Origin of the sequence: Methylobacterium sp. PvP105, assembly GCF_017876975.1 — a bacterium.
Classification (GTDB): Bacteria; Pseudomonadota; Alphaproteobacteria; order Rhizobiales; family Beijerinckiaceae; genus Methylobacterium; species Methylobacterium radiotolerans.
This window is the reverse complement of the sequence record NZ_JAGIPA010000001.1, coordinates 3621249-3634359: the sequence shown is the minus strand read 5'-3', so window position 1 is coordinate 3634359 and position 13111 is coordinate 3621249. Positions and strand designations below refer to the sequence as shown.

15 protein-coding genes are annotated in these 13111 nt (G+C 70.0%); 9 read left to right on the top strand and 6 right to left on the bottom strand.

The annotated features are described in order from the left end of the window. Nucleotides 1-13 precede the first annotated feature (13 nt). On the top strand, nt 14-994 hold the full coding sequence (locus J3A75_RS17710) for a tyrosine-type recombinase/integrase (protein WP_209650936.1): 981 nt from the start codon (nt 14-16) through the stop codon (nt 992-994). A gap of 516 nt (nt 995-1510) precedes the next feature. Here the strand turns inward: J3A75_RS17710 and J3A75_RS17705 are convergent. Continuing rightward, nucleotides 1511-2254, bottom strand: coding sequence for a Crp/Fnr family transcriptional regulator (locus tag J3A75_RS17705; protein WP_024829971.1), 744 nt, complete (start codon nt 2252-2254; stop codon nt 1511-1513). Nucleotides 2255-2735: 481 nt separating this feature from the next. Here J3A75_RS17705 and J3A75_RS17700 point away from each other — a divergent pair, with 481 nt between their 5' ends. Beyond that, nucleotides 2736-3950, top strand: coding sequence for a M20 family metallopeptidase (locus J3A75_RS17700; RefSeq protein WP_159392749.1), 1215 nt, complete (start codon nt 2736-2738; stop codon nt 3948-3950). A 254-nt stretch (nt 3951-4204) separates the two neighbouring features. Here J3A75_RS17700 and J3A75_RS17695 read toward each other — a convergent pair whose 3' ends face one another. Next, nucleotides 4205-4369, bottom strand: coding sequence for a hypothetical protein (locus tag J3A75_RS17695; RefSeq protein WP_012319399.1), 165 nt, complete (start codon nt 4367-4369; stop codon nt 4205-4207). A gap of 221 nt (nt 4370-4590) precedes the next feature. On the opposite strand from J3A75_RS17695, the gene J3A75_RS17690 reads away from it, so the two are divergent. Continuing rightward, nucleotides 4591-4872 carry a hypothetical protein gene (locus J3A75_RS17690; RefSeq protein WP_070999557.1) on the top strand — a complete coding sequence of 94 codons (282 nt, stop codon included), beginning with the start codon at nt 4591-4593 and terminating at the stop codon, nt 4870-4872. Here J3A75_RS17690 and J3A75_RS17685 read toward each other — a convergent pair. Together J3A75_RS17685 and J3A75_RS17680 are read right to left on the bottom strand one after the other, a co-directional pair. Beyond that, a complete protein-coding gene (locus J3A75_RS17685; protein ID WP_245295956.1) occupies nt 4869-5300 on the bottom strand; it encodes a cupredoxin domain-containing protein in 432 nt (143 codons plus the stop codon). The genes J3A75_RS17690 and J3A75_RS17685 overlap by 4 nt on opposite strands. A gap of 156 nt (nt 5301-5456) precedes the next feature. Continuing rightward, complete coding sequence (locus tag J3A75_RS17680) at nt 5457-5603, bottom strand: hypothetical protein (protein ID WP_158682005.1); 147 nt, start codon at nt 5601-5603, stop codon at nt 5457-5459. Between the two features lie 569 nt (nt 5604-6172). Here J3A75_RS17680 and J3A75_RS17675 point away from each other — a divergent pair. Together J3A75_RS17675 and J3A75_RS17670 are read left to right on the top strand one after the other, a co-directional pair. Beyond that, nucleotides 6173-6604 carry a helix-turn-helix domain-containing protein gene (locus J3A75_RS17675; protein WP_029359654.1) on the top strand — a complete coding sequence of 144 codons (432 nt, stop codon included), beginning with the start codon at nt 6173-6175 and terminating at the stop codon, nt 6602-6604. Between the two features lie 207 nt (nt 6605-6811). Next, nucleotides 6812-8419 (top strand): putative bifunctional diguanylate cyclase/phosphodiesterase, encoded by a 1608-nt coding sequence (locus tag J3A75_RS17670; protein ID WP_012319396.1) that lies wholly within the window; start codon nt 6812-6814, stop codon nt 8417-8419. A 34-nt stretch (nt 8420-8453) separates the two neighbouring features. Here J3A75_RS17670 and J3A75_RS17665 read toward each other — a convergent pair whose 3' ends face one another. Beyond that, nucleotides 8454-9356: an MBL fold metallo-hydrolase gene (locus J3A75_RS17665; protein WP_071000685.1), complete on the bottom strand. Its 903-nt coding sequence runs from the start codon at nt 9354-9356 to the stop codon at nt 8454-8456. A gap of 296 nt (nt 9357-9652) precedes the next feature. Between J3A75_RS17665 and J3A75_RS17660 the strand changes: the two genes are divergently transcribed. The 4 genes from J3A75_RS17660 (at nt 9653) to J3A75_RS17645 (ending at nt 12691) form a co-directional block, all read left to right on the top strand. Then, nucleotides 9653-10318: an SCO family protein gene (locus J3A75_RS17660; protein ID WP_029359657.1), complete on the top strand. Its 666-nt coding sequence runs from the start codon at nt 9653-9655 to the stop codon at nt 10316-10318. Between the two features lie 88 nt (nt 10319-10406). After that, the gene (locus tag J3A75_RS17655) at nt 10407-11993 is read left to right on the top strand and encodes a glucan biosynthesis protein (RefSeq protein ID WP_209650535.1); all 1587 of its coding nucleotides are present in this window, start codon (nt 10407-10409) and stop codon (nt 11991-11993) included. Nucleotides 11994-12084: 91 nt separating this feature from the next. Beyond that, nucleotides 12085-12315: a hypothetical protein gene (locus J3A75_RS17650; protein WP_012319392.1), complete on the top strand. Its 231-nt coding sequence runs from the start codon at nt 12085-12087 to the stop codon at nt 12313-12315. Between the two features lie 4 nt (nt 12316-12319). After that, nucleotides 12320-12691, top strand: a complete 372-nt coding sequence (locus tag J3A75_RS17645; RefSeq protein ID WP_012319391.1) for a hypothetical protein — start codon at nt 12320-12322, stop codon at nt 12689-12691. Nucleotides 12692-12700: 9 nt separating this feature from the next. Here J3A75_RS17645 and J3A75_RS17640 read toward each other — a convergent pair whose 3' ends face one another. Further along, nucleotides 12701-12967 (bottom strand): DUF6894 family protein, encoded by a 267-nt coding sequence (locus J3A75_RS17640; protein WP_012319390.1) that lies wholly within the window; start codon nt 12965-12967, stop codon nt 12701-12703. Between the last annotated feature and the right edge of the window lie 144 nt (nt 12968-13111).

The window sequence follows — 13111 nt, the reverse complement described above, 5'->3', positions numbered from 1 at the left end:
GGAGCCGCCGACGATGGCGGTGTTGGTTGCGCTCTACTGGGAAGAGGTCGGCAAGCATCACGCGGTACCGGCGACGACGTGGCGATCACTGGAGTGGATTATGGACCACTTCGGCGAGGATACGCTGCTCACCGAGATCACCGGCCAGAAGATCGCTCAGATGGTGGCGCGGCGCCGCGGCATCCGCGTCGTGCGAGACAAGGACTCGCGTCGGCTGCGCGAGATCCCGTCCGACACGGTCCAGAACGCGACGGTGAACCGCTACGCGGTCGACCCGCTCCGCAAGCTGTTCCTGCGCGCCCGAGATGTCTGGGGCTACCCGGTGATGTCTCCGAAGTGGGGCGACTTTCGCCTTCGCGAGCCGGAGGAGCGCGTCCGCGAGGCCAGCGTTGACGAGGAGAAGCGTATCATCAAGGCGCTCGGCCCCGATTACGGCCGGCTCTTCCGGTTCATGATAGCCACCGGCTGCCGGGCACAGGGCGCGCTGCTGACCTGGGCCCAGGTCGACCGGCTCAGCATGCTCGTCCGCATCAAGAACAAGGGCAAGGACGGACAGGCCCGGTTCTACACGATGCCGCTCACGCCGCGGCAGCTCGCGATCATCGACGAGGCCGTCGGTCATCACCCGACCCACGTGTTCACCTACGCCGAGGCTCGCCCCGGCAAGGGACCGGACGGCAAGCCGCTCGAACCGAAGCGCCACCCGATCACCGACAACGGTTTCAAGTCGCACTGGCGGCGGCACGTCCGCGACGCTGGAATCGCGGAGGGCTTCCGCCGCCACGACACCCGCCACACCATGGGCACGCGGCTGGTCCGGGCTACCGGGAACCTCAAGCTCACCCAGAAGCAGCTCGGCCACTCCCGCATCGAGACGACGATGCGCTACGCCCACGTTTTGGTCGAGGATATCCGGACCGGCGTCGAAGCGATGGAAGAGGCCCAGATCGCAAAGAACAACCACGTTTCCCACCCACGCCGCGCGCGGAAGTAGCGTAAAGCACTGACGCCAAACACAATATTTTCGAAGGATCTTGTTCTGGGGGACTAGGGGTCGTGGGTTCGAATCCCGCCACTCCGACCATTAGAGCCTTCGGGCAACAAGGCTTCTCCATCAACGGCCGCCAGTCCGCCCGCAGGCCGAGGCGGAACGGACGGCGCACGGGGAACCACGGGGCGCCAGAACCGCCCATGGGGCGACTCACGCTCTCCTCGCGGTCTGTGCACTGCTGGGCGCGGCGGGTAGCCGAAGCCCGTGGCCACGCATCCGACCGTCTCCGAGCCTCGCGCGGCCCCGAGGCCTCCGACCAGGAGACCGGCGCCGCTCAGGGAGCGAGCCGCGCGCTGGCACGGCCGGAGGCCAACGGCTTGGCGAGTGGCGAGACCCACTGAGACTGGACGCTGGCGCGCACCCCGCTGAGAACGCTCCCCGCGGCTGCCAACGACCCACCCGGGTATTCGGAGCGGCATCGCCCCGCCCCGAAGGCGGACGGTCGGTGGAGGCGAAGCCTCACGCAGCGCGCCTGTCCAGATGCAGGTACCGGGGGTCGAACTCAGCAACCTCCATCAATTCCTCCCACGCCTCGATCACCAGCGTGCGGCTGCGGAGCGTGATCAGGGCTCGGCTGCGCAAACCCATGAGCACGCGGTTGATGTGGACGGGCGTGAGACCCAGCGCATCCGCCAGGTCCATCTGCGTGATCGGCATCGGGCAGCGGTAATCGCCGGCGAGCCCCACAGCCTGGAGCTTCAGGTACATCTCGCAGAACAGGTGTGCGATCCGCTCGTCGGCCGAACGGCGGCCCAAGCCGGTCATCCAGGCGCGGAAGATCGCCGCGTCGATCAAGGTATCGCGCCACAGGAGCGCGGCGAGATCGGGCAAGCGTGCGGTCAGAGCGCGCAGGCTCTCATGCGAGATGAAAGCGACGGTCGTGTGCTTCATCGTGGCGAGGCTGTGATCCATGGTCGGCAGGTGCAAGCTCTGCAGATCCGGGATATCGCCCGGAACGTGGAACGACAGGATCTGCCGCTTGCCCTGGTTGAGCAGCTTGTAGCGGCAGGCCCAGCCGTCGAGGATCAGGCAGCATTGCGAGGACGTGTCGCCGTCGCGCACGATGTCCTGGTGCGCGCCGAAGACCTGCGTCCTCACGGGCAAGCTCTGGATGGCCTCACGCTCGACCTCGGAGAGGGCGGTGATGCTTTCCAACTTGCGAATGAGAGCTGATGTCACTTGCCTATCGGGGGCTGACGGCATGTCGCTCCACCTTCGCCTTGCAGGTGGAAGCGCACGGCTCTCCCAGTCGCCGACACCTGTCGCGAGTCAGCCGACGATGCCCATCATCTTAAACATGCTATAACAGGATTTCATGACGTACATCAATTTGTGTGAGAATATATATTCCCATTGTCCTCGGAACCACGCCGGATTTCGTCCGTTTTCACCGTCGCCCAATATCGCGTGGTTCGCGCGAAATCGCTCTCTGGCTCAACGTTTCCGGCGAGATTTCGGCGGCCCGCGCGGCGAATGCACGCGTTCCTCGTTCGCCGGTGCGCGGAAGAGACTTCATTCTCCCGCGCCCGATGAGTGTCGCAGGCGGATCGGATCGCGACGGCCGCTCCGATGCATGCTCCACTCGCAGCGGGCAGACCGCTCCCCACAACGAGCGGTCATTCCGCAGGCGACCCAGCCCGGTCGCCCGAACCGCTCGGGCCCTCCCGAGCGCGGTCCATCGCCGATGAAGCTGCAGGGTCGTCGTCTCGACACGCGTGCCCTGGAGACCGCCGTCGGCAACGGCGCGAAATTTCACGTGGAAGCACCGATGCCCCTCAACGCTGTCGACCTCGCGAAGCAGCTCATCCGGTTCCGGTCGATCAATCCTCCGGGTGAGGAGAAGGAATGTTCCGAGTTCATCGCTCGCCTGCTGACCGGATACGGGTTCGATGTCGTCAGCTACGAATTCGCCAGGGATCGGCCAACGCTGGTCGCGCGCATGCCTGGGACGGCCAACGGCAAGCCGCTCTGCTTCACTGGGCACATAGACGTCGTGCCACTCGGGTCGAACGAGTGGCAATTCCCTCCCTTCGACGGGATCGTGCAGGATGGCCGGCTGTACGGCCGCGGCGCCAGCGACATGAAGGCGGGCGTGGCCGCGTTCGTGGCGGCTGCGTGCAACTTGATCGAGGACGGGCGCAGCTTTCACCGCGGTATCACGCTCGTGATCACCGCCGGAGAGGAGACCGGATGCGAGGGCGCATTCCATGTCGCCCGCGAGAAGGGTCTCGGGCCAGCCGAACTCCTGATCGTGGCAGAGCCGACGTCGAATGCCGCCCTCTTCGCCCATAAGGGCTCTCTCCGCGTCGTCGTGACCGCGCGCGGGCGGACGGCGCATTCCTCGATGCCGCACGAGGGCGAGAACGCGATCAGCAAGGTCGCGGAGTGGATCCGGAGGCTCGAAGGCTACGATCTCGGCGCCCGTCATCCACTGCTGGGCAGCGCCACGGCCTGCGTCACCACCGTCCGCGGTGGAGAGAATATCAACTCCGTCCCTGACTGCGCCGAGTTCACCGTGGATATCCGGACCCTCCCGGATCAGAGACACGCGGCGCTCGTCGTCGAACTCGGCCGCCTCTTCGGACCCGAGGCCGAGATCCGGATCGTCACGAGCTTCCCGGGCTTCGCGACCGAGCCGGACGATCCGTCCGCTGCCCCGCTCCTGGCGCTGCTGCGAGAGCGGACGGGGGCAGCGGCGGAACCGGCCGGGGCACCCTACTTCACCGATGCGTCGGCTCTCGTGCCGGCTTTTGACGGTGTCGCCACGCTGATCGTCGGCCCCGGCGAAGCGGCGCAGTGCCACAAGACGGATGAGTACTGCCTCGTGGAACGGATCGAGGAGGCGCAGGCCATCTACAGAGACTTGATGCTCCGCATGTGCTGCGGCCGCGCCGAGTGAGGCCCAGCGACAGGCGCCGTTCCCCCCCTTCGAAATCGTGACCCTGGGAGTCCGGAGTTCGGATGCCGCCGCGCCGACCATTCCTCGTCCGCGACAAGCGATCGGCCGCACGGGCCCGGCCGAGCGCCATCCGGATCTTCGCGCCATCCGGATCTTCGCGTCGTCCGGGCCGGCCGGACCGTGCCGACCCGAGATCGAACCGGCCGCGAACCGACAGATCTCGGACGTCCGTCGTCGGGCCGGTGGCCGCCGATCTACGCGCGCCCGAAGTGACGGAGCACGAGGGGCTCGGTCCGGGCCAGCCTGACGCCGCGCGGCCGCGAGCGGGCGCCCCGTCCAGTGAAGAGGGCCAGGCCGACGAGGCCGACCGATCCGGTCAGCGCCACGGCCACGCACCACCAGAACGCGACATCAAGCATGACTGTTCAGGGGCTCCGGTTGAGGCTGGAACTCTCGGACAGCACGGTAAACGGAGCGTTAAACGCCTGTTCGACCGAAGTGCGCCACCGTTTTCGGCGACCGCGCCGTGTACAATCCATCCGGGCGCGCCGCATTCGGGCACCCGAACCGGCCAGTGACCGATCCGAAAGCGGATCCGACGCCCAGTCGATGAGGGTCGGGAACGGAACCCTGCCGCTGCGTGGTGACCGAGGCCGCCCTGGAGGCCGGCGAGCACGTCTACTCCGAGGAGCCGCTCGCCATGGAGTACGCCCGGACCGGTGCGCCGGCAGAACGCGCCGAGGCGAGGGGCCTCTCGCCGAGCGGCGCAGCCGCGAGCATGCTCGGCGAGGCGCGCGACCGTGGAGGCCGTCGCGTCCGGCGAGATCGGGTCGGTCCGGCCCGTCTCGGATTCGTGGGCCAGCCGGGGCCCGGTCCTTCTCCGGTCGCCGAGCGCCTCCACACCGACGCGGCGGGCCGCTAGCGCGCCGCCGGGCTGAGGGTCAGGGTTCCGCGGAATGGCTGGGACCTGTCGTTCACGCTCGTGCAGCCGTAGGGATACTGGCCGGCCGCGATCGTCCGCACGCGGATCTCGCCCTGGCCGTTCTGCTTGACCGTATAGCCGTCGTTGCTGGCCACGTGCACGACGTCGCCGTCGTGGTGGAGCACGTTCTTGTTCTCGAAGATCTGGGGCGCGGTCAGGACGATCTGACTCGTGGACTTGTTCTGCACCCGGATGCTGACATCCGACTCGGCGGGCAGACGCAGCTCGGCGGGCGCGCATGTCGCGGCTCCGTTCTCCGCGGTCATCGTCAGGTCGACGGAGGGCATCGCCTCGGCCGCACGGGCGCCATCGGCGAGAGAGCCGGTCAGCGAGCCGACGCCCAACCCGGCCGCGACGGCCGCCGCCATGCGCCAAGCCGGACGTGCGGCCCCGAGCCGGAAACCGGATTCAGACATCATACGTGGTCTTCCCGCCGTGTCGTTGTCAGGAGTGACACTGGCTCAACCACACGGAGCAAGTCGCAGTTCAAACGGGCCGGGGACCGAATGACGGCCCGGAGGCCATCAGCGCGCCGCGCCTGCCGCCTTGGCGGAAGGGAGCTTGCGCAGGATCCGCGCGATATGCGCCCGCAGGGCTGACCTCTCAGTCACCGGCTCGGCCTGCCCGGCAGAGGCGGTCGGCTCCTGGAAGGTCGCGAGAAGATCGGTCATCGACGCCGGCGCTGTGATGGGAAGCCGACCGTACCGCAGGGCTTGGCCGTTGAATACATCATTTCATAGATTTTCACGATCGGAACACAAAGTGTTTGGACCTACGATAACCGCAGTATCCTGGCGACAATAGCGACCGCGCCTTGCCGGCGTCGACATTCCCGCTCACGGCGCGCGGCGCCGCTGTCTTGCGAAGAAGCGGCGGGCGGAATTCCTCGACGCGGTGCGCGGCTTCACACATCCGTGGCTGCGCGCGACGATCATCCACGATGTCGGTACTTTACATCGCGACGCCCGATCTCCGCCGAGTCGTCCTGTAGAGCGGCTGACTGGCCTCGCGCCTGGGCGAAAACCGGTGGAACGGTCGCGATGAATTGTGCGCCGCGTGACAGACACCGCCCGCCATTGCGGTTTCGATGACCGTGGGCGTACAACCAACAGCCAAGCCATGCGCCCGGTGCAACTAGGACTTGCGCAACTTATTGGTGCACTAAGCAGTTTTTGGTTGTGTTTTTTACCGCGACACCCGGTAAGTCGCCCCCGTCCCGCATGCCGAAGGTTTCCGTCCGATGTCGTCCTCCCCGAAGCCCAAGTCCGCCACCGAGACCGATCGCACGATCGGCGGCCGTATCGCGGCGCTGCGCGTGGCACAGGGCCTGAGCCAGACCGACCTCGGTCAGGCCATCGGCGTCAGCTTCCAGCAGGTTCAGAAGTACGAGAAGGGGCGCAACCGCATCGGCGCCGGGCGGCTTCAGGCCATCGCCGACCTGCTGAAGGTGCCGGTGGACACCTTCTTCGCCGATCCGCGGGACACCGGCGGCGGACGCGTCGGGCCCGCAGCCCTGTTCGAGGATCCGAAGGTCATGGAACTCGTTCTGGCCTTCACCAGCATCACCGACGAGACGACCCGCGGCGGGATCCTGTCGATCGTCAAGGCGGCCGCAGCCCTCCAGGAGAGCCGCGCAGGCGCGCAACGTCCGAACGCCGTCGGCGAGGCGTGACGGCGCCGGTCCGGTGCCGGACCGCCGAGGGTGTGACCAGGGCTTGTGCGGCAAATTCCCGCGCGGTGGGACACCTGCGCGTGATCGAGCCGCACGCGCCGGAGAGTGGTGCAGGCTTTAATTCAAATTAAACCAAGACAAAGTCACGTAACGATGTAGATAGGCGCCCGCGTCCGGAGGCTGTTTTACAGCGCATGAGCGGACAGCATGTTTCGCGCTGACGCTGGAAACCGGGTCCTGACCATGCCGATCGAGACGTCGAAAGCTTGGGGCCGCGGCGAGCTGTACGAGACCCTGTGCCTGCTCGTGATCGGCGTCGGGATCTGGTTCGTCGGCGTCACGCTGGGGACCTTCGCGTATCTCAACACCCTGGTCGCCACCTACAACCTCACGGATCTCCTCCTGCTCGCCGCCTGCATGGGCGTGGCGCAGTGGGGCGCCAGCATCCGCAAGTCGATCATCCTCCGGCGGCTCATGCTCGAGCGCGCCGCCGCGGCGGCGCAGGCCGAGGCGATCGCCCGGCACGACGGGCTGACCGGTCTGGCGAACCGCCGCCGCTTCATCGACGCCGTGGAGCGGGCGCACGCGTCGGGCGCCGGGGACGCGGCGGTGCTGCTCATCGACCTCGACCGGTTCAAGCCGGTCAACGACCTCTACGGCCACGCGGCCGGGAACGCGGTCCTGTGCGCCGTGGCCGAGCGCCTCCAGCAGCTCGTGCCGTCGGGCGGCCTGGCGGCCCGGCTGGGCGGCGACGAGTTCGCCATGCTGGTCCCGCTCCGCTACGAGAGCGAGGCGCTGAGGCGTCTCGCCCAGGCGGTCATCGGGCGCATCGCCGAGCCGGTGACGTGGAGCCAGAACGACCTCAAGGTCGGCGCGACGGTCGGCGTCGCCGCGGTGTCGGCCGAGCACGGGGACGCCGACGCGATCCTGCACGCGGCCGACCTCGCCATGTACCAGGGCAAGAAGGACGGGCGCGGCAATTTCCGGTTCTTCCGCAGCGCCATGGACGCGGAGCTGCGCGCCCGCGCCCGCATGGAGACGGAACTCCGCGGCGCCATCGAGACGGGCGCGATCGAGCCCTTCTACCAGCCGGTGGTGTCGCTCCCCGAGCGGGAGATCGTCGGCGTCGAGGTGCTGGCGCGCTGGCGCCACCCGTCGCGCGGGCTGGTCGGACCGAGCGAGTTCATCCCGGTGGCCGAGGAGACCGGGATGATCGCGGATCTCAGCTACACGCTGATCCGCCGCGCGTGCCTGGATGCCCGCGCCTGGCCGCCCCACCTGATCCTGGCGGTGAACATCGCCCCGCAGCAGTTCCAGGACGCGTGGCTCGCCCAGCGCATCCTGGGGATCCTGACCGAGACCGGCTTCCCGCCGCAGCGCCTGGAGGTCGAGATCACCGAGAGTGCCCTGATCCAGGACCTGGAGGCGACCCGGACGACCCTGCTGTCCCTGCGCGAACTCGGCGTGCGCATCGCGCTGGACGATTTCGGAACCGGCTATTCCAGCCTGTACCACCTGCGCGAACTCAAGTTCGACAAGCTGAAGATCGACCGCAGCTACGTGGACGCCATCACGATGAGCGACGAGCGGGCGAAGCTGGTCGACGCCATCATCAAGCTCGGGGCGAGCCTCGGCCTCTCCACCACCGCCGAGGGGATCGAGACCGACGCCAGCCTCGACTGGCTGTCCGACCAGGGCTGCCATTTCGGCCAGGGCTACCTGTTCGGCCACGCCATGCCGAAGGCCGAGATGGACGACGTGCTCGCCGCCGCGCGATCCCCGGCCCCGTTCCCGGATCTGGCGCGGGCCTCGTGAGGCGTGGGACGCCGCCCGCGCGGCGTCGCGCGGGTCAGCGCGGCGCCCGGTAGGCGGAGCCGTCGGCGGCCCCGAGCGGGTGCTCCACGAACCGGCCCGTCTCCGGGACCGCGACCCGGTCAAAATCCTCCGCCAGGGCGTCGAGGGCGCGGCGCATCTCGGGCCCCTGCAGCGGCCGGCCGTGCCCGGTGATGACCCGCTCCGGGGCGAGCGCTGCGAGCGCCCGCACCGACGCGCGCGCCGCCGGCCAGTCGATCGTCAGGTACATCGGCGGCCCGTGCAGTTCCGGCGCCTGCGTGGCGACCGCGTAGGCGGATTCCTGCGCCGTGGTGATGAAGGCGTCGCCCGCGATCAGCGTCCGGTCGGACTCGCGCCAGAGCGAGACGTGGCCGGGCGCGTGGCCCGGCGTGTGGATCCAGCGCCAGCCGGGCAGGGGCGGCACCGAACCGTCCTCCGGCAGGTGGTGCAGCCGCCCGGACACGTCGACGGGGTGGGTGGGGAACAGCGGCGACAGGCGACCCAGGAGGCCGCCGCCGACGCTCGGATCCGGCGTCGGGTAGGCGGCGCTGCCGTCGAGATAGGGCCGCTCCAGGACGTGCGCGTAGACCGGGACATCCCATTCCTCCGCGAGGTCTTCCAGGACGCCGACATGGTCGAAATGGCCGTGGGTCAGGACGATCGCGGCCGGCCGGGCCCCCGCGCCGAAGCGGGCCCGGGCGGCGGCCTGGATCCCGCGCTTGGCGCCCATCACGCCGGCATCGATCAGGACCCAGCCCCGGTCGCCCGCGCCGGGGGCCCCCACGAACACGACGTTGACCAGGACGTGGCGCTGGTAGGCGACGTCGTCGGCGATGGCGTGGGTCGCGTCGTCCCGCTCGGCGTCGCGGCGGGGATCGTCGGCCCGGGCCTGCGGGTCGACGGGGATCTGCTGGGCCATCTGGGGCGGCTCCCGTACACGGTCGCGGAAGGGACGGTCGGGCGCGCGGCCCGGCCGGGGCCCGACGGGATCGACCGATCCCGGCGCGGCCACGGGCGTCCCGGCACCGGATGGCGCGACCGCCCGTATCCTGGCCAACCGGCCTCGCCCGGGCGTGTTCCTGGCGCTGTTCCCGGCGCCGTTCCCGGCTCGGTGCCCGGTCCCGCACGGCGCGCCGGGCCTCACGCCGGTCGACACGGACCCCATATTGGCCGCATCGATACCGTCCGCTTCGACGCGCCGTCGCAGGTCACAGCATGGCACCGAGCCCTCTCGCCCTCATCGCCTCCGCCGCCCTCATCGCCGTGGTCGCCACCGGCACCGGGGCGATCGTCCTCCAGCAGGGCTCGCGGTTCAGCCATCCCCGGAAGGTCGGCGGGCCGTTCACGATGGCGGATGTCGACGGCCGCCCGGTGACCGAGGCCGATCTCCGCGGCAAGCCGTCCGTCCTGTTCTTCGGCTTCACCCACTGCCCGGATGTCTGCCCGACGACGCTCGCGACCCTGTCGGCCGCCCTCGGCCGGATGGGTCGCGACGCGGACCGCCTCAACGTCGTCTTCGTCACCCTCGACCCGGAGCGCGACACGCCCGACGCCCTGCGGGAGTACCTGGCCTCGTTCGATCCGCGGATCCGCGGCCTCGTCGGCACGCCGCAGCAGGTCGCCCGCATGGCCGACGCCTACCACGTCGCCTACAAGCGCGTGCCGACCAAGGACGGCGACTACACGATGGAGCATTCCGCCACTGTGGCGCTGTTCGACAGGACCGGGCGCATGGTCGGGGAGATCGGCTACGGCGAGGACGAGGCCAGCACCTTCGCGAAGCTGATCACCCTGGCGCTGCCGGGGCAGTGCCCGCCGGGAGGCGGTGCCAACCTCTGGACGACCGACGGCAGCACCGGCAGCTGCGGTCCGCGGAGCTGAGCCGCGGGCCGGGAAATTGCGCCGCCGCGCCGGCGTGGCTAGAGGGCGGCGCGGGTCGCGAGGCCCGGCCGCATCGGGGGGTTCCAGCTTGATCACGCGCCGCGTCCTGACCGCCATCGGGCTCCTCGCCCTCGCGCCGTATCCCGGCCTCGCCCGGGCCGCCGGCAGGCCGCGCCTGGCGCCGCCGGAGCCCATGGATCTCGACCGGCTGAAGGACCTCGCCCGGACGCTGCGGGACCGCCCCTACGCGCCGCCGCCGGAGGCCCCCGCCTCGGCGGCCCTCGACGCCCTGACCTACGGGCCGCTCCAGGAGATCCGCTACCCGCCGGGCCACGCCCTGTTCGCCGACAGCCCCTACCCGGTGACCTTCTTCCACCTCGGCAACTTCTTCCGTCACCCCGTGAAGGTCTACGCCCTGGAGGGCGGGCAGGCCCGCGAGGTGCTGTACGCCCACGACCTCTTCACCTACCCGCCCGGCAATCCGGCCAAGGACGTCCCGGACGGGGCGGGCTTCGCGGGATTCCGGTTCCAGAAGGCGCCCGCGGGCCAGCCGGGCGACGACGGCGACTGGCTGGCCTTCCTGGGCGCGTCCTACTTCCGCGCCGCCGGGGACGGTGCCCAGTACGGCGCCTCGGCCCGGGGCATCGCGATCGACACGGCGCCCGGGCCCGGGAAGACCGAGGAGTTCCCGGTCTTCACCCGCTTCTACGTCAGCCCGGCCTCGGACGGCGCCGTGACCGTGCTGGCGCTCCTCGAGGGCCAGAGCCTGACCGGCGCCTACCGGTTCGTCGCCCGGAAGGAGCCGCACGTCGTCATCGACGTCGCCTGCACGGTCTACATGCGTGAGGCGGTGGAGCGGTTCGGCATGGCGCCCCTGACCTCGATGCTCTGGTACTCGGAGGGCATGAGCCGCTTCCTCGCGAGCGACTGGCGTCCCGAGGTGCACGATTCCGACGGCCTGCTGATGCAGACCGGGTCCGGCGAGCTGATCTGGCGGCCGCTCAACAACCCGCCCCGCCTCAGCGTCAGCGCCTTCGCGGACCGGTCGCCGAAGGGGTTCGGCCTGCTCCAGCGCGACCGCGCGTACGAGACCTACATCGACGACGGCTTCGAGGAGAACCGGCCCGACATCTGGGTCGAGCCGCAGGGCGACTGGGGCCGCGGCAGCGTCCAGCTCGTCGAGATCCCGACCCACCAGGAGACCGACGACAACATCGTCGCCCTCTGGGTGCCGGACGACGCGCCGAAGGCCGGGTCCGACCGCAGCTTCGCCTACCGGCTGCGCTGGACCGTCGCGGAGCCGGTCGCCACCGATCTCGCCCGGTGCGTCGCGACCCGGGCCACCAAGGCCGCGTGGCTCGCGGATGCGGACCGGCGGCCGGGTCGCGCCAACCTCGTGCGGCAATTCGTCCTGGAATTCGAGGGCGCGGCCCTGTCGGGCCTCGATCCCGAGAAGGCGACGGTCGCGCTCACCCTGTCGCGCGGCAGCGTCGAGGAGGTCGGCGCCACCTGGGCGCCCTACGGCAAGCCGAGCCCCTGGCGGGTCTTCCTCAAGGTCTACGCCGAGGGACCGGATCCGGTGGAGATGCGTCTGCAGCTGAGATCGGGCGACCGGCTGCTCTCCGAGACCTGGGCCTACCAGTACTACCCGCAGGCACCCGGCACGGTGCTGTGAGCGGCGGGCGGCGGCGCCCGGCCGCCGGTCGCCCGAACAGGTCCGGCTCCCGCCCGCCTCGGAACGGCCCATCGTCGCATCGGAGACCGCCATGACCGGCGAGACACCGCCCGGCCCGCACCTCCCGGAGGCGCTGACGCGGCTCCTCAAGGCTCCCCGGGCGGCGATCTGGCCGACCCCGGAGGACCGGAACCGCCTGCGGCTCGGTCGGTCGCGGCCACGGCAGCCGAGCCGCGCCGTCCTGGGTGTGTGGATCTGGGCGATCCTCTACAACGTCGTCGGCTTCGCGATCCTCGCGGCCCTGTGGTGGACGATGCGCTGAACCGATGAGCCGACACGCCTTGATCTCCTGCCGAGCCCCCCTCGCGGCGACCCTCCTGCTCGGCCTCTCCGTGCAGCCCGGCGCGGCGCAGAGCCCGGGCGACGCGCTGAACGCCGATGACGGCACCGGTGCGATCAAGGTCTGCTCGCCGGTCGCGATGCCGCGCTGGCGGTCCATGACCCCGGTACCCAAGACCTGGACCTTCCTGGACTGCATGGGCTTCGCGGGCGAGATGGGCGCGACCCACTTCCAGCTCGGCTGCCTCTTCGCCAACGTCACGCCCCACGCCCAGAAATACGCCTGGGGCGCGATGGTGCAGATCGAGAAGTCGGCGATGGCCAAGGCGCAGCCGCCGATCCCGAACTGCGGCTGGTAGGGCCCGCGCTCAGCCGTCGGCGGCCTGCCAGTCCAGGTCGAGGGTGAGGCGGGCGCGGAAGACCGTGCTGCCGGTCGCGTCCCGGACCCGCGTCTCCAGCACCAAGCCGGCATCGCCGGGAGCCGGCCGGTCCGCCCGGACGCGGAGCCGGTCCTGCGCGGCCTCGACCAGGGCCTCGGTCGCCGACAGGCACGCCGCGTGGCAATCGGCGAAGGGCAGCCCCTCCTCGTCGCGGGACAGCCCGCGGTCGTCGGTGAAATCGGTGAAGTAGCGCACGGCGCAGAACCTCACGGCCAGATGACGAGCGTGCGCCGCGACCTGAGCGATGTCGTTAACCTGTGTGTGGGCACCGGCATGGCCTCGCGCGACCGGACGCCCGACCCTCGCGTCGCGGCGACCGGGCAGGAAACGCGGCTCTCC